This window comes from Allobaculum sp. Allo2 (genome assembly GCF_022701175.1).
GTDB lineage: Bacteria > Bacillota_I > Bacilli_A > Erysipelotrichales > Erysipelotrichaceae > Allobaculum > Allobaculum fili.
This window is the reverse complement of record NZ_CP078088.1, coordinates 1,624,283-1,646,449: the sequence shown is the minus strand read 5'-3', so window position 1 is coordinate 1,646,449 and position 22,167 is coordinate 1,624,283. Positions and strand designations below refer to the sequence as shown.

At 50.0% G+C, this 22,167-nt stretch carries 16 protein-coding genes and 8 pseudogenes; 7 read left to right on the top strand and 17 right to left on the bottom strand.

The genetic code is table 11. From position 1 onward, the window contains the following. Positions 1–96 precede the first annotated feature (96 nt). Both KWG61_RS09195 and KWG61_RS09190 read right to left on the bottom strand, forming a co-directional pair. On the bottom strand, positions 97–720 hold the full coding sequence (locus tag KWG61_RS09195) for a C-terminal helicase domain-containing protein (RefSeq protein ID WP_242745622.1): 624 nt from the start codon (positions 718–720) through the stop codon (positions 97–99). A 57-nt stretch (positions 721–777) separates the two neighbouring features. Then, a pseudogene (locus KWG61_RS09190) lies at positions 778–1,223 on the bottom strand (DEAD/DEAH box helicase family protein); the annotation flags it as partial. Between the two features lie 133 nt (positions 1,224–1,356). Between KWG61_RS09190 and ispH the strand changes: the two are divergent. The 4 genes and pseudogenes from ispH (at position 1,357) to KWG61_RS17405 (ending at position 5,559) form a co-directional block, all read left to right on the top strand. Beyond that, positions 1,357–2,270, top strand: a pseudogene (gene ispH, locus KWG61_RS17410) (4-hydroxy-3-methylbut-2-enyl diphosphate reductase). A gap of 162 nt (positions 2,271–2,432) precedes the next feature. Further along, on the top strand, positions 2,433–3,071 hold the full coding sequence (locus KWG61_RS09175; RefSeq protein ID WP_230267955.1) for a PTS transporter subunit EIIC: 639 nt from the start codon (positions 2,433–2,435) through the stop codon (positions 3,069–3,071). Then, positions 3,007–3,825, top strand: coding sequence for a glucose PTS transporter subunit IIA (locus KWG61_RS09170; protein ID WP_242743521.1), 819 nt, complete (start codon positions 3,007–3,009; stop codon positions 3,823–3,825). Before KWG61_RS09175 ends, KWG61_RS09170 begins: the two co-directional genes overlap by 65 nt. A 179-nt stretch (positions 3,826–4,004) precedes the next feature. Then, positions 4,005–5,559: pseudogene (locus KWG61_RS17405) on the top strand (alpha,alpha-phosphotrehalase). A 446-nt stretch (positions 5,560–6,005) separates the two neighbouring features. Here KWG61_RS17405 and KWG61_RS09160 read toward each other — a convergent pair. The 10 genes and pseudogenes from KWG61_RS09160 to KWG61_RS09120 all read right to left on the bottom strand — a co-directional run bounded on the left by KWG61_RS09160 (position 6,006) and on the right by KWG61_RS09120 (position 12,515). Next, positions 6,006–6,662 carry a vWA domain-containing protein gene (locus KWG61_RS09160; protein WP_230267957.1) on the bottom strand — a complete coding sequence of 219 codons (657 nt, stop codon included), beginning with the start codon at positions 6,660–6,662 and terminating at the stop codon, positions 6,006–6,008. A 33-nt stretch (positions 6,663–6,695) separates the two neighbouring features. Continuing rightward, positions 6,696–7,826: a macro domain-containing protein gene (locus KWG61_RS09155; RefSeq protein ID WP_242743520.1), complete on the bottom strand. Its 1,131-nt coding sequence runs from the start codon at positions 7,824–7,826 to the stop codon at positions 6,696–6,698. 366 nt (positions 7,827–8,192) lie between these two features. Then, positions 8,193–8,381 (bottom strand): hypothetical protein, encoded by a 189-nt coding sequence (locus tag KWG61_RS09150; RefSeq protein ID WP_242743519.1) that lies wholly within the window; start codon positions 8,379–8,381, stop codon positions 8,193–8,195. 327 nt (positions 8,382–8,708) lie between these two features. Then, the gene (locus tag KWG61_RS09145; RefSeq protein ID WP_230267960.1) at positions 8,709–9,449 is read right to left on the bottom strand and encodes a class I SAM-dependent methyltransferase; all 741 of its coding nucleotides are present in this window, start codon (positions 9,447–9,449) and stop codon (positions 8,709–8,711) included. Further along, positions 9,449–10,682 (bottom strand): annotated as a pseudogene (rpoD, locus tag KWG61_RS09140) (RNA polymerase sigma factor RpoD). Before rpoD ends, KWG61_RS09145 begins: the two are co-directional and overlap by 1 nt. A 202-nt stretch (positions 10,683–10,884) precedes the next feature. After that, complete coding sequence (locus KWG61_RS09135) at positions 10,885–11,187, bottom strand: hypothetical protein (RefSeq protein ID WP_242743518.1); 303 nt, start codon at positions 11,185–11,187, stop codon at positions 10,885–10,887. Positions 11,188–11,252: 65 nt separating this feature from the next. Next, complete coding sequence (locus tag KWG61_RS09130) at positions 11,253–11,501, bottom strand: hypothetical protein (RefSeq protein WP_242743517.1); 249 nt, start codon at positions 11,499–11,501, stop codon at positions 11,253–11,255. After that, positions 11,438–11,701 (bottom strand): hypothetical protein, encoded by a 264-nt coding sequence (locus KWG61_RS17400; RefSeq protein WP_367614174.1) that lies wholly within the window; start codon positions 11,699–11,701, stop codon positions 11,438–11,440. Before KWG61_RS17400 ends, KWG61_RS09130 begins: the two co-directional genes overlap by 64 nt. 83 nt (positions 11,702–11,784) lie before the next feature. Further along, positions 11,785–12,105 (bottom strand): annotated as a pseudogene (locus KWG61_RS17395) (toprim domain-containing protein); the annotation flags it as partial. Then, on the bottom strand, positions 12,060–12,515 hold the full coding sequence (locus tag KWG61_RS09120; RefSeq protein ID WP_256460658.1) for a CHC2 zinc finger domain-containing protein: 456 nt from the start codon (positions 12,513–12,515) through the stop codon (positions 12,060–12,062). The gene KWG61_RS09120 and the pseudogene KWG61_RS17395, both read right to left, overlap by 46 nt. A gap of 2 nt (positions 12,516–12,517) precedes the next feature. On the opposite strand from KWG61_RS09120, the gene KWG61_RS09115 reads away from it, so the two are divergent. After that, the gene (locus KWG61_RS09115; RefSeq protein ID WP_242743516.1) at positions 12,518–12,748 is read left to right on the top strand and encodes a hypothetical protein; all 231 of its coding nucleotides are present in this window, start codon (positions 12,518–12,520) and stop codon (positions 12,746–12,748) included. Between the two features lie 253 nt (positions 12,749–13,001). Here the strand turns inward: KWG61_RS09115 and KWG61_RS09110 are convergent. From KWG61_RS09110 to KWG61_RS09095, 4 genes and pseudogenes are all read right to left on the bottom strand, one after another. Then, positions 13,002–14,386 (bottom strand): annotated as a pseudogene (locus KWG61_RS09110) (glycine--tRNA ligase). Between the two features lie 267 nt (positions 14,387–14,653). Then, positions 14,654–15,381, bottom strand: a pseudogene (locus tag KWG61_RS09105) (MalY/PatB family protein). A 145-nt stretch (positions 15,382–15,526) separates the two neighbouring features. After that, positions 15,527–15,871, bottom strand: a complete 345-nt coding sequence (locus KWG61_RS09100; RefSeq protein WP_242743514.1) for a hypothetical protein — start codon at positions 15,869–15,871, stop codon at positions 15,527–15,529. A 151-nt stretch (positions 15,872–16,022) separates the two neighbouring features. Further along, the gene (locus KWG61_RS09095) at positions 16,023–16,775 is read right to left on the bottom strand and encodes a protein phosphatase 2C domain-containing protein (protein ID WP_230267965.1); all 753 of its coding nucleotides are present in this window, start codon (positions 16,773–16,775) and stop codon (positions 16,023–16,025) included. A gap of 1,613 nt (positions 16,776–18,388) precedes the next feature. Here KWG61_RS09095 and KWG61_RS09090 point away from each other — a divergent pair. Continuing rightward, positions 18,389–18,682 (top strand): hypothetical protein, encoded by a 294-nt coding sequence (locus tag KWG61_RS09090; RefSeq protein ID WP_242743505.1) that lies wholly within the window; start codon positions 18,389–18,391, stop codon positions 18,680–18,682. 596 nt (positions 18,683–19,278) lie between these two features. After that, on the top strand, positions 19,279–19,830 hold the full coding sequence (locus KWG61_RS09085; protein WP_256460856.1) for a transposase: 552 nt from the start codon (positions 19,279–19,281) through the stop codon (positions 19,828–19,830). Positions 19,831–20,277: 447 nt separating this feature from the next. On the opposite strand, the pseudogene KWG61_RS09075 reads toward KWG61_RS09085, so the two are convergent. Then, positions 20,278–21,968, bottom strand: a pseudogene (locus KWG61_RS09075) (ammonium transporter). Positions 21,969–22,167 lie beyond the last annotated feature (199 nt).

Sequence of the window (22,167 nt, the reverse complement as noted above, 5' to 3'; positions counted from 1 at the left end):
TCAGCTGGCGTTTGGCTCGGCGGCGAATCTTTTCGGCCTGCTCCGCTCTTTTCTTGCGGTAGTTCGGCTTTACTTTCGTCGACTTGCGGCCGCCGGTCAGACGGGAAACTTCCTTTGCGAGCGGATCAGCTTTCTTTGGACGGGCTGCACGATCCTTAACGGGAACGAGTTCGCCGTTTTTACGTCCATTTCTTCAAAGACAATTCCCTGCTTCTTTAAGGTCGCAATGGCTTTGGCGTCTTTGGGTGAATAAATCGCGATGGCCATGCCGTCTCTTCCGGCACGGCCGGTACGGCCGGCGCGATGCTTGTAAAACGGCAGTTCTTTCGGGAAGCCGACCGAAATGACATGGGTGATGCCCTCGAGGTCAATACCGCGCGAGGCGATATCCGAAGCGACGATGTACGACTTTTTCTGGGACTGAATGGTGCGGATGGCCTTCGTTCTTTCACGGGCTTCGAGGTCCCCGTGCAGTTCGACGAGGTCGTAGCCGTCATTGCGCAGTTCCTTAGCGAGCGCGGCGGCTTCCTGGTTGGTATTGGTAAAGATCAGGCAGACGTACGGATGAATTGCACTGAGTACATCTTCGACTCGCTGCGCATCCGTTTTGTGCTTGCGATCAATGAGAATGTGACGGATCTGTGCCGCAAAGTCTTCATCGCTTCCGATGCGAATCAGTTCCGGATTGGTCAGGTACTTTTTCAGGAACGGCTGAAGCATTTCCGGGATCGTCGCCGAGAAAACCATAACGGTGACATCGTCCTTCATATGGGAAAGAATCGCGTCCACATCTTCAAGAAAGCCAAATTCCATCGTCATATCCGCTTCGTCGATGACCATGATTTTCGCTGTATCGAGACGAAGGGTCTTGTCGTCGAGAAACTGGTCTTTCATGCGCCCCGGCGTACCGATGACAATCTGCGGGGTGAGACCGCCTTCTTTCTTTTCCTGTCCGCCGGTAATCAGGGCCGTACGAACGCCAAAATGAGCGGAAATTTTTTGGAACGCTCATACAGCTGCCAGGCCAGTTCGCGGGTTGGAACGGAAATTACCGCCTGAACCTGATCGAGATCGGGATCGATCCGCTCAAAGATCGGCATGAAAAAGGCATGCGACTTACCGGATCCGGTCGTGGAAATACCGATCAGATCCCGGTTTTTATCCTTGCGTTCAACTACCGCTTTTTGAATCGGGGTGAGTGTTTTAAACCCCTCAATTTTCATAATTTCTTCTATACGATTCACAGAAACACCTCTTCCTGTATATTGTGGCATATTTAAGAAGGTATCATGATTTGATGCCCATCCTCTCAATTGTACAGTCCGGTCGAAAAACCGGCCATTCAGGAGCTGACCTATGGAAATTTTTGAAGTTCCCGTTCAGGGATTTTGCGGCGGTGTCAATCAGGCGATCCGTCTGGCCGAAAAAATCGTGAGCGAACATCCAGGTGAAAAGATTACCGTTCTCGGATCGCTCGTCCACAATTCGTTTGTCAACAGTCATCTCGAAGCCCAGGGACTCCATATTCTGGAAGCCAAAGGCAAAACCCGGCTGGAGCTGCTCGATCAGATTGATGACGGTCTGGTCATCTTTACCGCCCATGGCGTCAGCAATGCGGTTCGGGAAAAGGCCAGAGAAAAAGGAATGGTCTGCATCGACGCGTCCTGTCCGTATGTCCTTTCCACACAGAAACTGATTGCCCAGAAACGCAAGGAAGGTTATACGCTTTTTATATCGGTATCAAAGCGCATCCCGAAGCGGAAGCCGCCATGGACTGCCGTCTGGAAAGCGATGCCCCATCGAACCCGTCCGAACGGCCTGCCTTTTATCTGATTGAAACGGAAGAGGACATTCCGGAAGGGGTAACCGGTAAGATTTTCGTCACAAATCAGACCACCATGTCCGTCTCGGGCTTAAAAGATCTGTTTGATCGAATCGCGCAGAAGTATCCGCAGGCCGAATTTGGGTCCGAAATCTGCAATGCGACAAGACTGCGGCAGCAGGCCGTCATGAATTTAAAGGATCAGGGCTATGATCTGCTCGTCGTGATCGGCGATCCCAAAAGCAACAACACCCGCAAACTGGCTCAGACGGGTCTGGAAGCTGGAATTCCCCATGTTCTTCAGATTGAAAGTGCGAGCGGACTGGACGGATTCGACTTTGCCAGAATCCAGAAAGTCGCGGTAACATCAGGTGCCAGCACCCCGGAATTTCTGAAAAACGAAACGATCGAGCGCCTGCATCAGATCGACCAGGGGCTGAACAAGTAATCCCGGCACAAATCGAAACAGCTGCCCGCTGCCGGCCAATCCAGACAGATCAAAATAAAATACAGGCCGGTTATAAATGGTACGATGCCTCTTATAAATGATTGCAGCAGATTTTGAACGGCGCGCATACCGCACGTCGTGCCAGCAGGCATGCAATCGAGTATGGAAAGGAGCGGCGTCGACAGCTTCCTGTGGCTGATTGGCGAAGCTATCTTCCACTATTTGCCGGTAGCCATCACCTGGTCGATTACCCGCAAGATGAGGACCAGTCAGGTGCTCGGCATTATCCTCGGTATTACTCTCGTTTCTCCGCAGCTCTTAAACGCCTACGCGGTAGCTTCTACGCCGGTGGCAGATATTCCAGTCTGGAATTTTGGCTTTGCGACGGTTCGTATGATCGGCTATCAGGCACAGGTCATCCCCGCGATTATGGCCGGCTTCATCCTCGTCTATCTCGAGCGCTTCTTCCAGAAGATCACGCCCGCAATTGTTTCCATCATCGTCGTTCCCTTCTGCTCCATCGTTCTGGCGGTTCTGATTGCGCATACGAGCGTTGGTCCAATCGGCTGGGTTCTGGGCGACTGGATTTCCAAAGCCGTTTACGCCGGACTCATGAATCCGTTTGGATGGCTGTTCGCTGGTGTGTTTGGCCTGCTCTATGCCCCGCTCGTTATTACCGGTCTGCATCATATGTCCGCAGCTGATCAGCTCGTATGGCGGAACGATCCTCTGGCCGATGATCGCCTTAAGCAACATTGCACAGGGCTCTGCCGTTCTTGGCTTCTCTTTCCTCACCCGTAAAAACGAACGTATCCAGCAGGTTTCTCTTCCAGCAGCCATCTCCTGCTACCTTGGCGTTACTGAACCGGCATTATTTGGTATCAACCTGAAATACGGCTTCCCGATTATCTGCGGCATGATCGGCAGCTCGATCGCAGCCATGTTCTCCGTTGGCTTTGGCATCAGCGCCGTTTCCATCGGTGTGGGCGGTCTGCCTGGCATTCTTTCCATCTTTCCGCAATACTGGGGCTTATTCCTGATTGCGATGGTCATTGCGATCGTTATCCCGTTTGTTCTTACCGTAATCTGGGGCAAAACCCATCTCTCTGATGAAGTCCGCTATGGACAGGCGCAGAAAGAAAACAGGCTCACCCTCGAGCAGGCAGACAAAGACGTAATCCTGAACGCTCCGATGCGCGGAACTCTGCTTCCTTTATCCGAAATCAAAGACCAGGTATTCGCTTCCGGCGCCATGGGCCAGGGCTTTGCGATCGATCCAGAAGACGGACTTGTGCTTGCTCCGTGCAATGCGGAAGTCATGATGGTCTTCCCGACAAAACATGCGATTGGTCTTAAAACGCAGAAAGGCGAAGAAGTCCTGATCCATCTGGTCATGGATACCGTGGAACTGAACGGCGAAGGCTTTACAATGCGTGTAAAACAGGGCGATCTGGTTACCGCCGGCGATCCCATGGTGGAAATGGATCTGAACGCGATCCGCGCTGCCGGCAAGTCGGTTATCTCCCTGTCGTGGTCACCAGCGGTCAGAACGTGAAGCTGCTGGCTGACGGAAAGGTGGAAGCCTCCGAACCGGCTGCCGTTATTCTCCCTTCTTCCAGCATTTAAAAACGCAGTCTTTTAAAAGACGCAGCGAAACAAAATCATTTTAACCTTTACATCGCTGACTTTTCATAAGTCTGCGATGACCCTCTGAACTGCACTTTGGAACTGATTATGGAAAGGAAATGTATGGACTGCTCAAAACAAGTCGTGTATCAGATTTATCCCAAGTCCTTTCAGGATACCACCGGAAACGGACGCGGGGATTTGAACGGCATTACCTCACATCTGGATTATTTGCAGGATCTTGGCATCACCATGATCTGGTTCAACCCGATCTTTCCCTCCCCGCAAAAGGATAACGGGTACGATGTCAGCAATTACACCGCCATCAACCCCGACTACGGCACGATGGACGATTTCGAAACGCTGGTCAGTGAAGCCGGAAAGCGCGGAATCGGCATCATGCTCGATATGGTATTCAACCACACGTCAACCGAGCACGAATGGTTTCAGAAAGCTCTGGCCGGCAACAGGAAGTATAAGGACTACTACATCTGGAAAAAGGAAAAGACGGTCATCTGCCCACCAACTGGCCGTCCAAATTCGGCGGCCCAGCCTGGCAGTATGTCGAAAAATTTGACGAATACTATCTGCACCTGTTCGATCCTACCCAGGCGGATCTGAATCTGGCCAATCCGGATGTGCGAAACGAACTGGTCAATGTTCTGAAATTCTGGATAGAAAAGGGGTCAAAGGCTTCCGTTTTGATGTCGTAAACCTGATTGACAAAATGGCGTTTGAAGACGCACCGGAAGGCAGCGAAGGCAAGGAATTTTATACCGATGGTCCGAAAGTCAACGACTATCTTCATCAGCTGCATGTCGAAGCGCTAGGCAATGCGGATGTCCTGACGGTCGGCGAAATGTCCGCAACGTCCGTGGAAAAGTGTTCCGGCTATTCGAAACCCGAAAACGAAGAGCTTTCCATGTGCTTTAACTTTCATCATCTGAAAGTCGACTACAAGGATAAGCAGAAATGGACGCTCATGCCCTTCGACTTTCAGGAACTGAAAGATCTCTTCTTTGAATGGGATGTGAAAATGGAAGAAGAAGGCGGCTGGAACGCGCTGTTCTGGAACTGCCACGATCAGCCAAGAGCCCTTTCCCGCTTTGGCGATCCCGTCCATTACCCGAAGGAATCCGCAAAAATGCTGGCATCGGTGATCTTTACCCGCCGCGGTACTCCGTATTTCCTGTACGGTGATGAAATCGGCATGACCAATCTCAACAGCCGTTCTGTCGCGGACTATGACGACGTTGAATCGCACAACGCGGCGGACATGCTCAAACACGAGCAGCATAAGAGCGATGACGAAATTCTCGCCATTCTCCAGGCAAAAGCCGCGACAACGGCCGTACGCCCATGCAGTGGACGAATGGGACAAACGCCGGGTTTACAAGCGGCCAGCCCTGGCTTCGCCTCAACGACAATCTCGAAACCGTCAATGCAGAGTCGGTTTTACAGGAAGAAGACTCCATCTATGACTACTACAAGAAACTCATCGCGCTCAAGAAAACAAATCCCATCCTGCAGCACGGAACGACCAGAACGCTCCTTCAAACGGACAAAAATCTCTACGCCTATGTGCGAGAACTCGATAGCGAAGAAATTTTATGCGTCCACAATTTTTTCGGACACCCCGCTCCCTTTCGCTCGATCTTCATGAATACGAGCGAATCCTGTCCAACTACAGTGATTTTGATCCGGATGCTCTCGCCCTGCGTCCGTACGAATCGCTGATTCTGAAAAAGAAGAACTAATGCTTTCTCTTTGTATCCCGAATACAAGGCTCTGATCTTCTGCAGCACATGCAGAGGTCTCAGAGCCTTTTCCTTTGCTTTAGACCGCCTCCTCTCTGTCTTCTTGCCGCCGGCGATTCGTCGCAGGCTGCTGAATACCCGCACCGCCGATCGTCCCCGCAGGATTCCCCTTTCTATTCCTGATTCGAAGTCCTATTAAAGAAAAACGTTCAGATTTCGCCTCGCCTTTGCGAGTGAAGCGAACACCTGAACGTTTTTCTTTATTAGACTTGATTTCCTATGCCTGAGGGCAGCTGCGGCTGTCTTTTCGGTTTCCATGCTGTCTCTTCATCTTCGGAATACGCGAAGATCTTTAAAAGCGTCTTCGATTTCGTTTCTTTTCATCGCTGCGGATTTCATTGAGGCAGTCTTCCTCCAGAATACCGCTCTCCCGTACACAGGCCGCTGCAGCGCTGACCGCCTCAAAATTCAGCTCTGTCCCTTCCGCATCGGGTACGTAGCTTGCGGTGAATCGGGCATCAATTCCGATCTCGGAGCCTGCTTTTTCGGCATCGATATTGGCGCCGAGGAAAATAAATTTCCAGCCGTATTTTTCTTTTTCGTACTCAATCATCTTTCGAATCTGGCTGGCGGAATAGTACATGCTGTCGTTTTCCAATCCGTCCGTAATGATGACAAACATCACCTGGCTAGCTCGGTATTTCGGATTCATGTGCCGCTGTGACGCGATGATCGAATCCATCGTCCTTCCTACCGCATCATAGAGTGCGGTAGACCCGTGCGGTATGTAGTCTTTACGGGTCATAGGACGCACTGCCTGAAGATCGAGGCGGTTGTGGATTGTATGCGCCCTGTCGTTGAAGAGAACCGTTGTGACTTTGCAGTCGCCTTTTACATGACGCTGCTTTTCGAGCATGGAGTTGAAACCTCCAATCGTATCTTCGGTCAGATTGTACATGGAGCCGCTCTGATCGAGAATAAAAACAAGTTCAGTTAATCCTGCTGTCATAGAAGAAAACCTCCTTTTCTGGATGAATCCATCCTACAAAAGAAGGCTTTTCTTCAGGTCGCCCGAAAAGCGACATTTAAAACGGTACGGCGACATCCAATTGGCCGGCTGTCTGAGCATCAGAGCGAGCACGAGCAGCGGCTGATCGTAGAGAAAGAGAACCTCATTTATTTTAAAAATGTCGTATTTCTGCTTCTGGATAAAGAATTCAACAATCACATCGAACAGCAGCGAACGCGACAGAGCGTAGCCCGCACTTTCGAGCAGCTCATCGGTTTCCTGGAGAGTAAGCTTCAGCGCTATGGCCAAAGACAGGATCGTTTTCTTGCTGGGGATGTAGTTTTTGCGGCTTCGGATTTTGGAAAAGAGCTTGCGATCGAGATTGGCCCGCTTATATACATCCACATCGCTCATGCCTTTGGCATCAATCAGATGGAAAAGCTTCTGATTAAACGGTTCATCGACGATAAAATGGTCTTCCTCGTCTTCAGGCATTCCTTCTGCTGCGGCAGCAGTTGCAAAATGAGGCGCTTCAACGAGTGAAGGTGCGGCGTGGACAAGCTCTTCCTCATCATCCAGTTCAAAATCATCCAGTTCAAAGGATTCCGACCGTGATCGGTCAGTATGTTCTTCCGCATAATTGTCTTCAATATAGCTTTCCACTTCACCGGCCAGTTTTCGACTTTGCGCGAAGGATTCCCGGTTAAACACCACCAGATAGACATCCATCTCATGATCTTTCAGAAAATCCAGAATGGTCGTCATGGCGACCTGAAGCGCCTGGTCTTTAGGAAAGCCGTAAATTCCGCTGGAAATCAGAGGAAAGGCAAGACTGCGGATCTCATTTTCATCGGCCAGCTGCAAAGCACTCTGATAGGTTCTGGCAAGCAGGGATCTCGCCTCTTCTGGAGTGTAACTCGCAAAAACTGGACCTGCCGCATGAATGACGTATCTTGCCGGCAGCGCAAATCCAGGCGTAAGAACCGCCTGTCCGGTCGAAATGGGTGCCAGAGGCTTGCAGGCTTTTGCCATTTTTGCCGCGCCTGCTTTCTGAAAGATGGTCCCGCACACGCCGCCGCCCTGGGCCAGTGATCGATTAGCCGCGTTCACAATGGCGTCGACGTGCATTTCCGTAATATCATTTCGAATGAGCTTAAATGGCATACGTGTCCCTCCTGCCTGCTGTCTGGTTTTTCAATCGTCTTCTTTTATCGTACACAGATTTGAAGCCGAAACGAACGAAGAAAACGGAATTTCCGCTTCCGCAAGCGCATTTCTATTTATACTGTTTTTATTGATTATTCGTATAGTTTGATTTCTATTATCATCTATATATTGCAAACGCTTTTCGAACCCGGGATACTGGACAGAAGAAAAATTCAATCCAGTTGAATTCATCAGAAAGGACAAAATTTGTACAGACAGAGAAATAGATACGAAAAACAGCAGGCGGCACATAGCGATGCGCAAACCTGCTGTTTTTCATTCTTGCCATTATTCAAAATCCCGCTCTTAAAAATGCACCCTTGCTCATAAAATCGGATACCATCGAAGCAGATCGCCGCACCCTTCGGCTTCGATCGGCTCTACCGCCTGCCGAAGCCGCTCTTCCGGCGCAGGTATCGTCCCGGCGCGGGATATCCTTTCCCATTGCACCCGCTTCTTCGGGTCAGGGTCATTCATTCCGGCCTCAATGCGGGCCGAGAGAATTGCCCGCATTTCTTCCACCGTGATATTCCATTCACGGGCCAGCCTTTCAGTTACGCGCCTGGACCAGTTTTCAATTGACAAAAACAGCTCATTTTTATCCGTTCAATGGCTGCATTTACTGTTTCAATTCACTCACAGAAACCAGATCACTATCGATTTGCGCTGCTCCATTCGCAGTTCAGCGGGGATCTCCTTTGGATTTCCGCTTTTTCACGTCGTCTGCGCCGCAAAACGGCTCAGTCCAGACAAAGGAAAAGCTGCCGTAAGGAATTCAGTTCCTGACGATAGCCTGTTCATTTCCTGTGGTGAAAAAGCAGCTGGACCGGTTTTGGACGCTTATTCCTTCTCTGGATCCAGTGTAGATGAGACAGATCCGTCTGAGAGATTCTGGAGGGATCTTGCCATCTCGATTTTCTGCAGAAACGGTGCTTTCTTATCTTCCGGCATGGTTTTACAGATGGTTTTCCATTTGTTAAGCCGCCACAACAGCCACGCATCATAATCCGCGTTCCGTTTTGGATGAACGCCAAAATACAGGGCCTGAGGCGACAGCGTACCATCGACCGCCGGCGATTGCTTCTCTGCTTTTGGAGGGCGTACATAAAGCAGCGGATAAAAATGGCCGTCCTGAATCATCCGCTCGCGGACAATGGTAAAGCCATGATCACAGAGCCACTGGCGCAGATGTTCGGTATCCTTATGCGGAGAAAGCAGCAGGGACGATACTCGATCCGGAAGCGGACTGGCCGCAAGAATCTGTTCGATCTGCGTACCGCCCATGCCGGCGATCAGAATCTGATTCACATCGTCTTCTAATCCTTCGATCCCGTTTCGAAGGCGGCAGAAGATCCGATCGCTAAGACCCGCCTGAGCGACATTGGCTCTGGCTGATTCGAGCGGGCCTTCCCGCAAATCACAGGCATAGGCTTTCTGCACTTTGCCGTTTAGAAGAGCCTGAATGCATACGAAACCGTGATCACAGCCGATATCCGCAAGTACTGGACCTTCGACTTCCTGCGCCAGAATCTTCAGGCGTTTGGATAGCGTCGAAAGTCCGGGGAGTTTCTGAATTTCCATTACTGTTTAAAATCCTTCAGCCGTTTGGAGCGGGCGGGGCTTTTGAGCTTGCGCAGCGCCTTGACTTCAATCTGGCGAATGCGTTCGCGCGTCAGCGAAAACGCCTGTCCGACTTCTTCCAGGGTACAGGGCTGACCGTCATGGAGGCCGTAGCGCATCATGATGACTTCCTCTTCCCTTTTGTTCAGCGTTTCTAACGCGAGCGCGATTTCGTCCTTGAGCAGCTGGTTGTGGGTGTATTCCACTGGAGAAATGGACGTTTTGTCTTCAATGAAATCGCCAAGATGCGAATCGTCTTCTTCGCCGATCGGCGTTTCGAGCGAAACCGGTTCAAGAGCGATCCGCTGAATTTCACGGACTTTTTCCGGTTTCATATTCGGAAGCTTTTCCGCAATTTCTTCCGGAAGCGGATCGCGTCCCAGATCTCTGAATGAGCTGACGCTGAATACGCGTCAGCTTGTTGATCGTCTCGGTCATATGGACCGGAATGCGAATCGTCTTGGACTGGTCAGCGATGGCTCTCGTAATGGACTGGCGGATCCACCAGGTCGCGTACGTTGAAAACTTAAATCCGCGCTTGTAGTCGAATTTTTCGACCGCCTTGATCAAGCCGCAGTTTCCTTCCTGAATCAGATCGAGCAGCGGCAGGCCGCGCCCGTTGAACTTTTTGGCAATGGAAACGACTAGACGCAGGTTGGAATTGATCAGCAGATCGCGGCATTCCTTGCGTCCTTCTTCCTGGTAGCCTTTGGCGGCTTCCTTTTCCTGCTGGGCGGTGAGCAGAGGAATCTGACCGATTTCGCGCAAATACATGCGTACGGGATCGCTGCTGCGATTTTTGGAATTTTCCTCAAATGCCTTTTCGAGTTTTTCAATCTCGTCATAAGAGGCCCTGCGCGACTTTGCGGTTTGGCTGAAGTTCTCCTCTTCTTCCTGAGTGCTTTCGCTTTCCAGTTCTTCTTCTAATTCTTCTTCCTGGTCTACCTTAAGCTCCTGATCCAGTCTTCCTTCCAGAGCTTCGCCGAAGTCTTCGGGAAAGGGGTCCTTTCTGGAACGGACAGGCTCGTCATCGAGGTCGTCGGCTTCGAGTCCCTCCGTATCCGAATCGAGTTCGAGGACCTGGCTGTTTCGGATCCATTCAAACAGATCCTCATTTTCTTCATCACTCAGATCAAGGGAAGTAATCATCTCCTGAAAGTCACAAAGATCAACCGCTTCTTTCTGATCTCTCATAGAAAGCAGATACTCTTTCGCTTCATCGAGCGAACGGAATTTCCTGGCTTTTCTGGTCATCGTATCAGGTTCCTTTCTATGTTTCTTTTTCCAATTATGAAAATTCGCCCGCCATCCATGTGCGAAATGGACAGCGAGGCGATGGACAGCGTGCGGTTTAACAAAGACGCATGCCGTGAATAGAACGGTCCATTCGTGCAGCTCAGAACTGGACCGTCTTTTTGAGCCGGTTCTTTTCGAGAACCAGCGACTGTTTCGTTTTGGTCAGTTCTATTTTTTCGCTCAGATCTCTCGCCTGACGAATTTGCCTCGTCAGGGAATCGATCTTGTGCGATAACATATCCGATTTAATTTTGCAGACGGCATCGTCGAAAAACTGAGGAAGCAGATCAGAATAGTCCGGCCATTCCGCCAGTTCAACGAGCAGATCCCGCGCATCCGGCTCTTCTATCTGTTCGATCAGAATGGCCGGATCCAGCGAGGCATCGGTCTTATACGCATGCAAAATGTAGAGAGACAGTCTCGAACAGGCGGGATTCGAGAAGAAGCCGACCTGCTCCTGAAACTGCTTCAGAAAGCTCTCATGAAACAGAATGGACCACAGGACGGATTTTTCCGCCTGCAGACGGCCTTTGACAACCGGCGGGATGACCGCTGGAGCGGCATTCCCTGCTGCTTTTCCGCCTTTTTAAAGCGGTTTGGCTGCCAGACAGGCTTGAGGGGTTCGGCGGTAAAGGAAAAGCCGGTCAGTGCTTTCAGCTTTTCAAACGCCGCATTCTGTTCGAACGATTCGAGGGTCGTTCGAATGATCGACTCCATGGCGCGAGCGTACTGCTTCTTATCCTCGTAGTTGTTGAGATTGTACTGTTTTTTAAATAGTCGAACGCGAAGGACGCGTACGAGACGGTCTGTTCAATCGCCTGTTCCAGTCCTTCCCGGCCGTAGGCATTGAACACTTCATCCGGATCTTTTCGCGGCGCATTGGCGACGATGGAAAAGCGGATTCCGGTATTCTGCACTTTCTGCGCAAATTTCCAGACCGCGTTCTGGCCTGCCTCATCCTGGTCATAAAGAGCGTGACCGGAACGTTCAGCGCGGCGATCAGGCCGAGCTGCGTATCCGTCAGCGCTGTTCCTAGACAGGCAATACCTTCTTTGAAGCCGCCTTTGGCCAGTCCCAGTACGTCCATGGCGCCTTCGCAGAGAATGACGCGGCCGGCTTTGCGGGCTTCATCCTTCGCGCGGTGATAATTAAAAATCAGCGAACTTTTATCGTAAAGCTCCGTGGACGTCGTATTGACATACTTCGGTCCCTGCGCCGGCGGCAAAATACGGGCGGTATACCCAACCGGCTTACCGTTGGCGTCATGGATCGGAATCATAATCCGGTTGTAAAAGCTCGGGATGAGATCGTTCGTTCCAATCTGAACCAGACCGGTTTTTCCAGCATGGTTCGATCGGAAATGCGATGCGTCAGATAGTCCTTGACCATGCCGGCTTCCGGCGCATAGCCGATTTCGTATTCTTTCAGTATTTCTTTCGAAAAGCCGCGGCCGCTCAAATAGGACAGGGCCTTCAGTCCGTCCTGACTGAACAGCTCGTACGAACAGTACACCGTAAACAGGCGCAGCGTTTCGTACGCGTCGCGGTTCTGAACACTCTTTTCATCCGGTTCAGCCTTCTGAATGTTGAGCGGATAGCCGATCCATTCGGCAGCTTTCGCCGCTGCTTCCGGAAAAGAGATATGTTCAATGTTCTGAATGAAGCGAAGCGCATTGCCGCCGGCGCCGCAGCTGAAGCATTTATAAATCTGCTTGTCCGGGGAGACGCGCATGGATGGCGAATGGTCGTCATGAAACGGACAGACACCAAGATATTCTTTTCCCTTTTTTCGAGAGGGACATACCGCTCAATGACCGAAATGATATCGGTCTGATCCAAAATATTACGAAGATCCTGTTCAGGAATCTGCATGAAACTCAGGCTCCTTTCCCTGGGGGATCACGCCGTTTTATGAAAACAAGCAAAGAGCCGGAGGCAGAATTCGGCTCTTTGATCAGTAAATGAAGGAAATAGCAGTCGTACGTCGCGTATCGTTTTCGCCCCGTTTTCGCCCTGTTCAAACGTCGACGTTTCGTTCACTGTGCAAATGAACAAAATGCGTAACTTTTTAATCCGGGCGGATGACAAAATGAGGTGAAGGGTACTCGCTTTTCGACGCGGCGAAATGGATCCCATACCATTCGTAATACGCAAAAGGAATTTCTCTTCTCGAATCAGCTGCTGCTCCCAGAGCGGGAGCAGCCTGAAATGGAAGAGCCTAGGCAAACTGAACGCGGGAAGCGATGTAGTCTTTCACTTCAGTCAGCGGAATGCGGACCTGTTCCATGGAATCGCGTTCACGAACGGTTACACAGCCGTCATTTTCCGTTTCAAAGTCAACGGTGATGCAGAACGGCGTACCAATCGCATCCTGACGACGATAGCGTTTACCGATGTTATTGGCTTCATCGTAGGTTACGGAGAAGTCGCGAGCGAGATCGCCGCAGAGCGCTCTGGCCTGTTCGGAAAGCTTTTTGGACAGCGGAAGAACGGCTGCCTTATATGGAGCGAGGTAAGGATGCAGGCGAAGAACGATACGGCTGTCCTTTTCGGAAATCTGTTCGTTTTCGAGAGCCTGCGACATAACCGCAAGAATCAGACGCTCAACGCCGACGGAAGGTTCAATAACATACGGAATGTATTTTTCATTGGCCTCCTGGTCGAAGTATTCCAGAGACTGCTTGGATGTGTTCTGGTGCGCTGTGAGGTCAAAGTCGGTACGGTCAGCAATACCCCAGAGTTCGCCCCAGCCGATCGGAGCGCCAAAGAGGTACTCGATATCGGTGGTTGCGTTGGAATAGTGGGAAAGTTCTTCCTGATCATGAGCACGCAGGCGCAGACGATCGGAAGTCAGGCCGAGGTCATGCAGGAACTGTTCGCACATGCCTTCGAGTTTCTTGAACCATTCCAGATCGGTTCCCGGCTTGCAGAAAAATTCGAGTTCCATCTGTTCGAATTCACGGGTACGGAAAATGAAGTTGCCCGGTGTGATCTCATTACGGAACGATTTACCGATCTGGCCGACGCCAAACGGCAGTTTCTTACGCATGGTGCGCTGTACGTTTTGAAGTTTACGAAAATGCCCTGTGCGGTTTCCGGGCGCAGATAAATTTCATTTTTCGCGTCTTCGGTAACGCCCTGGAACGTTTTAAACATCAGGTTGAACTGGCGAATCGGGGTGAAGTTGTGCTTGCCGCAGTTCGGGCAGACAATTACGTGCTCGTCGATGAATTCTTCCATCTGCTTGTTGGTCCATCCAGCGGGATTGACCTTGCCCTCGGTGGCGTCTTCAATCAGGGTATCTGCGCGGTAGCGGGTTTTGCAGTCCTTGCAGTCCATGAGCGGGTCGGAGAATCCGCCGACGTGGCCGCTGGCTACCCATACCTGCGGGTTCATCAGAATGGCCGACTGAATGCCGACGTTTTCCGGCTGTTCCTGGATGAAGCGTTTCCACCAGGCGTTTTTGATATTATTTTTCAGTTCGATACCAAGCGGACCAAAATCCCAGGTATTGGCAAGGCCGCCGTAGATTTCGGATCCCTGGTATACGAATCCGTAGTTTTTCATGTGTGCGACGATATCGTTGAAGCTTGCGTAACTCATAATATTCCTCCATTCATCTCCTAAATAAAATAGTGAATCACTCAATTATATGCCTTTCTGTTTCAAAAAGAAAGAATCGATCCATTTGTTGGTCTTTGCAGATGGAAAATGAGCGGGATGTGACAAATTCTTTTTCGAATTGTGCAGTCTCGACAATTTGCAGTCGTCCTTGTTTCCAGAAGAAAAGCCGCCCCGTATTCAAAGAAGAAAGCCGGACGAACGCTTCGTTCTCTTCTTCGCAGGGGCGGCTGTTTTTGTCTTTCCAGTTTACGGCTTTCTATCGCAGCGACAGATCGCCGATCGGGATCTGGTTCTTCTTCTTTCGTTCCAGGCATCAGCAAGCTGGTCGAGCGCGCGCTTGAGCGTCGATCTTGGGCAGGCGGCATTGAGACGCATGAATCCGCTTCCTTCCTGACCGAACATCACGCCGTCATTGAGCCAGAGATGCGCTTTGTTCAAAAAGAAGTCGTGCAGTTCTTCATCGCTCATCTGCAGGCCTCGGCAGTCGAGCCAGAACAGGTATGTTCCCTGCGGAATGGCCATGCGAATTTCCGGAATGTGTTCTTCCAGATACTTCTGGATAAACCGCGCGTTTTCGCGGATACAGGCGTTCAGCTCATCTACCCACTCGGCACCCTGCTCGTAGGCAGTCTGACAGGCGACAAGGCCGAGAACATTGGCCTCGCCCATACCGCAGCGTGACATCGTCTTGCGTACGGCTTTGCGAATGGTTTCATCTGGGATGATCAGGTTGGAATCCTGCAGACCAGCCAGGTTGAATGTCTTGGATGGAGCGGTGCAGAGAACGAGCTGATCCGCAATGGTCGGATCCGCTTCCAGCATGGTCGTATGACGATGATCGGGATCAAAGTCCATGTGAATTTCATCGCTGACCAGCACAATATCGTACTTTTGCAAAGGGCAGCCAGACGCTGGAGATCTTCTTTAGCCCAGACGTTTCCCGTCGGATTATGCGGCGAGCAGAAGATGATCATACGCACTTTTTCTCTTTGAGCTGCGTCTCCAGATTTTCAAAATCGATGGAATAGATGCCGTTCTCTTCCTTTAAAGGACTGCATACCAGTGTACGGTTCAGTTCTTCAATACTGTTTTTGAACGGGTGATAAACCGGAGGGAAAATCAGAATTGGATCTTCCTCTTTGTGAGTGCCTGAATCAGGATTTTAATCGCCGGAACAATACCGGGCGCCGTTACGATCCAGTCTTTTTCAATCGCGGTATGATGGCGGGATTTCATCCAGTTCTGTACCGCCTGTAAATACTTATCCCATGGGGCGGTGTAGCCAAATACGCCCAGCGCGCAGCATTTTTCCAGCGCATCGCGTACGGCTTTCGGTGCGGCGAAATCCATATCTGCAATCCAGAGCGGAATCATTTTCGGATCGCTCAGCATCGGACCGGCATGATACTTCAACGAATGATCGCTCGAGCGATCGACAGCATGATCAAAAAGTCTTTCTGCCATAAATTTTCCTCTTTTCCCGTCTTCCTGCTTTTGGATCGATCTTCTTTCATGCACGAAGACGCTTTCCTGTCTTTTCAAAAAGAAATGTGCCTCAAAAAGAAATGCGCCGTTTCGCGCATTTCCTGAGTTTACTGGAATATTCTAATCGTTCTCATTTTGTATGGAAATAGTGTGAATCCTCAATCAGCGCAACGGAGAGATCATCTCCGGACTGGACTTCGTCCACTCTTGCTTTTAAATACGCCTCTCTTTGTTTTTCCTTCACACGGGATACGTTCCAGAAGTCGAACAGTTCATCCACATGACAGACGACGCCCTGGCCGTTCCAGCCGCAGATCGTATCGAACACGCCATCGGTCGCGATAAAAACGCGACGAACCGGAAGCGGCGAGCCCAGAGAATTGAAAAAGGCCCAGTGCCTGGAATCGCGCAGCGAATAAACCATCGAAGACGTCTTGATCTCGGTAACCATCATCGCAATCGAACGATCGGTTCGTTCATACAAAATACCGCCGTCTCCGGCCAGACCGCCCCATAGTTTTCCTTTGCGATAAATCGCGACCAGCATTGTTGTGGACGCGTCGCCTTCTTCAATGCCTTTCGCGTTTAAATAGCGAATCATTTCCTGTCGGACATGAACAAAAAGACTGCGCAGCAGGCTGTCCATTTCTGCATCCGGCGTATTTGTGTGTAAATGCGAACGAAGATAGGCGACGCTTTCTTTCACGCAGAATCGGGAAGCTTCTTCACTGTGCGAAGGTTCCATCCGGTAATTGAGTGATACCCCATCGCACAAAACGGCGATGGTCGCATTGTGAATCTGCAGGGCGATCGCTGCATCCTGATTGGGCATTTCTGCTTGTTTGTGCCAGGTTCCCTTACGGCTTTCGTATAAGGCAATCATCGATAACTTCCCTCTTTCTGTCTCCCCATTGCGGGCTGTTCTGGTTGTCCGCACGGCGCAATGCTCGAACCATCCTCCGGGTTAGAGTAACTTGGAGGCGTTTTCAGCGCTTTGGACAGTTCTATTGTACCTGAGTCGATCCTTTTCTCTTTCAGGGGTACATTTGCGGCTGTTCTGTCCTTTTCAAACGAAGGATACGAGCTTGATTCACAAAACGGACTTCCTTGCTTTCCGGAGATTTCGTTCGAACTTCAAGAGAGCCATCCCGATTCGGACAACCGAATTGATTGGCTATATTGAAAGCGGATTTTCGACCTGCCGGCTGACCAAAAATTTTTCCAGAAACCAGGAAAGGGTTTCAGAGGAAATGGACGTATGACTGATCAACGCCTCCCCGAAGGTAAACGGAAAGACCGCCGTCGCCCTTGAGGAAGTACGAAAAGAATTCGAAAAACTGGGTCTGGAAACGATAATGGTCCACATCGACAACAAGAATATTCACGGCTGTATCATTGGATACCCCGTTTACTTTGCAAACGTAAACGAATATACGTTCCAGCGGTACCTGTTCTACTCCACACGGTTTGATAAAGCGATGAAATTCGGAGGACACATACCGCGGCGGAAATTCGAGTACTTTTGATGAGCTCAATAAGTACTCACCATTGGCGGAATGCCGGTTGTGTCGTCCAACTACTGGAACATGGTGTATGGACGGCTCTCCGGGCAAGCGAAAGAAGATGTGGAATGTCTTAGCACCATGCGTCAGCTTGCCCGCAACATGACCTTCTTAATACGCGCTTCAGGACGCGAAAGAAAAATACGGTTTTCCGGAAGAAGAAGCGCATGTCATGACCAACTTCATCCGCTATAACCATAAACAGTAATTTCTTATTTGACGGTCTTATCCCCTTCAATTTCTGCTGATATTGTTTCAGCGAAAACTGGAGGGTTTTAAATGCCCAATTCTCTTTTCATTCGAAGCAGCCAATTGAGCAGGTACGGATCTGAGGGGATGTCCAGAAATCTGTGTAAATTCGATTTTTAGCAGTTGAAATATTTGGTCGTACCGAACAGCAAAAACCTTCGCTGAATGGTGAGTGAATGAAAATTTCTGAAGCGACCCTTTATAGCGGGCGCCCTCCGCTGCCAGACTGGCGACGTTCCTGCCACTTCTTCTCAAGCTCCACGATCCGCAAATACAAAGTCTTATATACCGCATCATCGCTGGGGAACGAGCCTTTTTTCATTCATAGGCCCTCGCGCGGCGGCCCACCCTTGGTTAGTTGAAATATGGATGAGGGATCGTTGAGTCCTCTTTTATTATTTTTAATGAATTTCTCTTCGCAATTTCGATTCCTGATAGAATCGCTTTGTACCAGAGCACTGGAAAAGCACGTTACGCAAATAATTCATAATGATAATTATTTACCTTTCATGAGACTGTTTTTTATAAGCCGCTGCCGATTCGAATAGTACCCTTGGATAGAAATTCATTACGAATAGTCTGCACATTTTGTTTAGGCCGTCAGCTTCATCAGATTGGCGAGCTCTTACAGAAAGAATCGACTTCTCTGCTCTGGTTCCTGTTTCTTTCAGAAAGGAGCTTAGACATGACCATTCAGATTCAAAAGTCCGTCTGCGCCGGACTCGATGTTCATAAAAACAATGTCTACGCCTGCGTCTGCTGTTCTGTGAAAGATCCTAAAACCAATGTGGATGTTCTCAAGCTCAAATCGAAAAAGTTCAGATCCAACCATACGGATCTTTCTGAGATGTGTGACTGGATTCTTGAGATGACGAAGAAAATTCTGAAATCTCAGCCGCATGATCCGATCGATGTCTACATGGAATCCACCGGAAAATACTCCACACCGGTTTACGACGTCTGTGAAGAGAAAAGCTGATTCCGCATATAGTCAATCCAAAACACGTGCGGATGATCACTGGTCAGAAAACAGACCAGAAGGACGCTGCGTGGATCGCAGAACTGGGAATTAACGGCCTTCTCAGGGAATCCTATATTCCCGAACGGCGCATTTGAGAAGCCAGACGACTGTCACGCACGCGGACAAAACTTGTTTACGTCAGAGGCGACGATATCCGTCGCATTCGAAATATCCTGACCGAAGCCAATATCCGACTTGATTTGATCTTCTCGGGTGTTGAAGGGGAATCGGCAAGGAATGTTATCCAATACCTGCTGGACACGGAGGTGCCGGTATTGGAAGAAGTACAGAAGCGGATTCGTAAATCGTGCAGTATCGTCAAGTTTGCCAATGCTCAGGAGCGTAAAGAAAAGAAGAAGAACTTTATAAAGCGTTCGCCGGCGCCAAGTTCTCCCCTCGCAGAAATTTGAGCTCAAATCCGCCTATCAAAGAATTGACCATACGGCTAAGCAGATTCAAGACTACGAATCTATGATGCAAGAAACTCTTGAACCTTTCAAGAGCCAGCTTGAACTTCTGGAGTCAATTCCTGGGATTTCCCATCTCTCGGCGAAATCGGTCCGAAAATGGATTGCTTCGTAAACGTGAAGCACTTTATAAGCTGGTGCGGCCTTTGTCCCGCAAGTAATCAGAGTAACGGAAAGCACAAATCAGTGAAGATAGGAAAGGGTGGGAGATACCTGAAGCCTGTACTGATTCAGTGCGCTCTCAACGCCGTTAAAAATCCATATTTTGGCAATAAGTATAAAGCCATTTCTGGCAGACGCGGCAAGAAGAGAGCTCTGGTGGCTATTGCGAGAAAAATGATGACAGCAGCCTATCACATGCTTCGAACCGGAGAATTTTTCCGGCCCGGTGATGAATCTGATGTATCGAATACAGCGGTCCCGGCTGAGAACGAGACGGTTGAAGAAAACAGCTGCACCGAAGCCGAGAATTTCGTGGAATTGGAGAACGTCCACGAAATTCAGAAAACGGCCGTAGAACGGGTTGAACTGACAAAAGAATCAGATCCAGTTCTTATTGAAAAGGTGCAGATCCTGCTTAAACAGATTGGAATTCCCCTTCAACTGGCAGAAAAAACAACCAAGTCATTGTTGGTATAACGCAAAATACAAATGATGACGGCTAAGAAAAATTTCCCTTCGCAAGGAGGGCTTTTCGTCGTGCCTTAAATCATCTAAAGACTTTCACATTTCATTCATAGGATCCCGCGCGCGGGGTCCATGAATGAAAAAAGAGCGGCAGCATAAACCGCTGCCGCTCTGCCTGGAATAAGAAACAGATTTGAGAAATGAAATGTTGAAAGGATTGCAATATTTTTCTGCTGGGCTTTGAACAAAATCCAGGGCCGAATTATGCTCAAAGCCGCGCAGAGTATTGAAGAGACAAGCCGGAAGAGCTGCGGCATCTTCTGCCGTCTGAATCGTTTGAAGGGTGCAAATTAAAGGAGTTCACTGACGAAGGGTTCAAAAAGAGATGTGAAAGTGACTGTACTCTTTCGGCTGTCTGCGGCTGTTGGTAAAGTTTCGTTCCGAACGAGAATCAGATGATTATTTTTCGTAATCGAGCGCTTTGGCACCGGCCTCACCGGTCGAGATTCGAACAACTTCCTCAACAGGATAGACGAAGATCTTGCCGTCACCGATATTTCCAGTATAGAGCGCTTTCTGCGCGGCTTCGACAACGTCCTTTACAGGCACTTTGGATACCACGACTTCGGCCTGCATTTTCGGCAGCAGCCGGCTCTGCACTTCGGCGCCTTTGTAATAGATAGGCTGGCCTTTCTGTACGCCCATACCCATGACATTGGATACGGTCATGCCGCCGATACCGATTTTTCGAGTTCCTTTTTCAGACGTTCGAATTTATCGATGGCAGATACAATCACTACTTTATGCATACCGCTCTCCGCGCTCCCAAGAATAGCTGCAGGAACCGCATCGGAGATAGCTGCTTCCGGAAAAGCCGACAGGGGTTCGGGTTCGCTTTCGTCATCAGCAAGAACTTCGGTTTCCATAGCGAAGCCTGCGTAGGCGGAAGCCAGGCCGTGTTCCTCAATATCGAGACCGCGGATCTCTTCTTTTGGAGATACGCGAAGACCAATTGTCTTTTTAATTGCAAAGAAGGTCAGGCCGATTGTGCAGGCTGTCCAGATGCCGATTGTCAGCAGACCAAGGAGCTGAATGCCGAGCTGATGGAAGCCGCCGCCATAGAACAGTCCAACCGCTTCCGGCATTGAATCAGTGCCGCAGGCAAAGAGGCCTACGCAGATGGTTCCCAGAATTCCGCATCCGAAGTGAACGGGAACGGCACCAACGGGATCATCAACTTTCAGTTTGTAATCGAGAAGCCAGGTCAGAAATGGAACAACCAGACCGGCGAGAATACCAATGATGCAGGCGCCCAGAGCATTTACTGCATCACATCCAGCAGTGATTGCTACCAGACCGCCAAGGGCTGCGTTTAAAGTCAAGGCTACGTCCGGCTTTTTGTAGCGGATCCAAGTGTAGATCATTGTGGTGCAGGCTGCCAGAGACGGAGCCAGGGTTGTGGTGGCAAAGATTGTTGCCAGCTGAGTCTGGTTTACGGCGGCGGCACCGTTGAATCCGTACCAGCCAAACCAGAGGATGAATACGCCCAGGGCGCCGATCATAATGTTATGACCTGGAATACCTCTTGGTTTTCCGTTCTTATCGTATTTGCCAATACGTGCTCCCAGCATCGCTGCGCCGATCAGTGCACATGTGCCTCCGACATAATGAATAACTGCCGAACCGGCAAAATCATGAAACCCAAGGGATGCCAGCCATCCGCCAGGTCCCCAGACCCAGTGGGCTTCGATCGGATAGATCAGAAGAGAAATGATGATCGAGTAGATGCAGTAGGAAAGAAATTTCGTACGTTCAGCCATGGCACCGGAAACGATTGTAGCCGCTGTGGCACAGAAGACGAGGTTGAACGTGAACAGGGACCAGTCCGTGCCGCCAAAGTCGGTCAGCGGATGGAGTCCCCAGCCGACAAATCCATTGCCGGCTCCACACATCAGCGAGTAGCCGACAAGCAGAAAGGCAACCGTACCAAGACAGAAGTCCATGGTGTTTTTCATGATGATATTTCCTGCGTTCTTCGCCCGGGTGAATCCACCCTCGACCATGGCGAATCCCGCCTGCATGAAGAAGACCAGGGCGGCACCGATCAGATACCAGATCTGAAAGATCTGCGATAAAGCTTCCTGAAGCATATATGTTCCTCCTTTTCATTTTTTAGAAAAGAAAAGGCGCCGAAACTTGTTATCCGCCGTTGGATAACTGTTTCGGCGCCTTTGCCGTTTTCTGATGGGAAGAGAGTACTCCTTTTCCCCTTCCTGGCCAATGAAATTCACATATTTTTGACAAACTATGCCCAAACCCCGCGATACTATTTGATTTAATCAATTTTAT

What these genes read in the sequence shown, in the direction of transcription:
- KWG61_RS09195 (WP_242745622.1), bottom strand. Translation starts at nt 720, where the DNA reads ATGCTTCAGCCGTTCCTGAAAAAGTACCTGACCAATCCGGAACTGATT.
- KWG61_RS09175 (WP_230267955.1), top strand. Translation starts at nt 2,433, where the DNA reads ATGGAAAGGAGCGGCGTCGACAGCTTCCTGTGGCTGATTGGCGAAGCT.
- KWG61_RS09170 (WP_242743521.1), top strand. Translation starts at nt 3,007, where the DNA reads ATGATCGCCTTAAGCAACATTGCACAGGGCTCTGCCGTTCTTGGCTTC.
- KWG61_RS09160 (WP_230267957.1), bottom strand. Translation starts at nt 6,662, where the DNA reads ATGACAGCAGGATTAACTGAACTTGTTTTTATTCTCGATCAGAGCGGC.
- KWG61_RS09155 (WP_242743520.1), bottom strand. Translation starts at nt 7,826, where the DNA reads ATGCCATTTAAGCTCATTCGAAATGATATTACGGAAATGCACGTCGAC.
- KWG61_RS09150 (WP_242743519.1), bottom strand. Translation starts at nt 8,381, where the DNA reads ATGCGGGCAATTCTCTCGGCCCGCATTGAGGCCGGAATGAATGACCCT.
- KWG61_RS09145 (WP_230267960.1), bottom strand. Translation starts at nt 9,449, where the DNA reads ATGGAAATTCAGAAACTCCCCGGACTTTCGACGCTATCCAAACGCCTG.
- KWG61_RS09130 (WP_242743517.1), bottom strand. Translation starts at nt 11,501, where the DNA reads ATGGAGTCGATCATTCGAACGACCCTCGAATCGTTCGAACAGAATGCG.
- KWG61_RS09120 (WP_256460658.1), bottom strand. Translation starts at nt 12,515, where the DNA reads ATGCGCGTCTCCCCGGACAAGCAGATTTATAAATGCTTCAGCTGCGGC.
- KWG61_RS09115 (WP_242743516.1), top strand. Translation starts at nt 12,518, where the DNA reads ATGGCGAATGGTCGTCATGAAACGGACAGACACCAAGATATTCTTTTC.
- KWG61_RS09100 (WP_242743514.1), bottom strand. Translation starts at nt 15,871, where the DNA reads ATGGCAGAAAGACTTTTTGATCATGCTGTCGATCGCTCGAGCGATCAT.
- KWG61_RS09095 (WP_230267965.1), bottom strand. Translation starts at nt 16,775, where the DNA reads ATGATTGCCTTATACGAAAGCCGTAAGGGAACCTGGCACAAACAAGCA.
- KWG61_RS09090 (WP_242743505.1), top strand. Translation starts at nt 18,389, where the DNA reads ATGACCATTCAGATTCAAAAGTCCGTCTGCGCCGGACTCGATGTTCAT.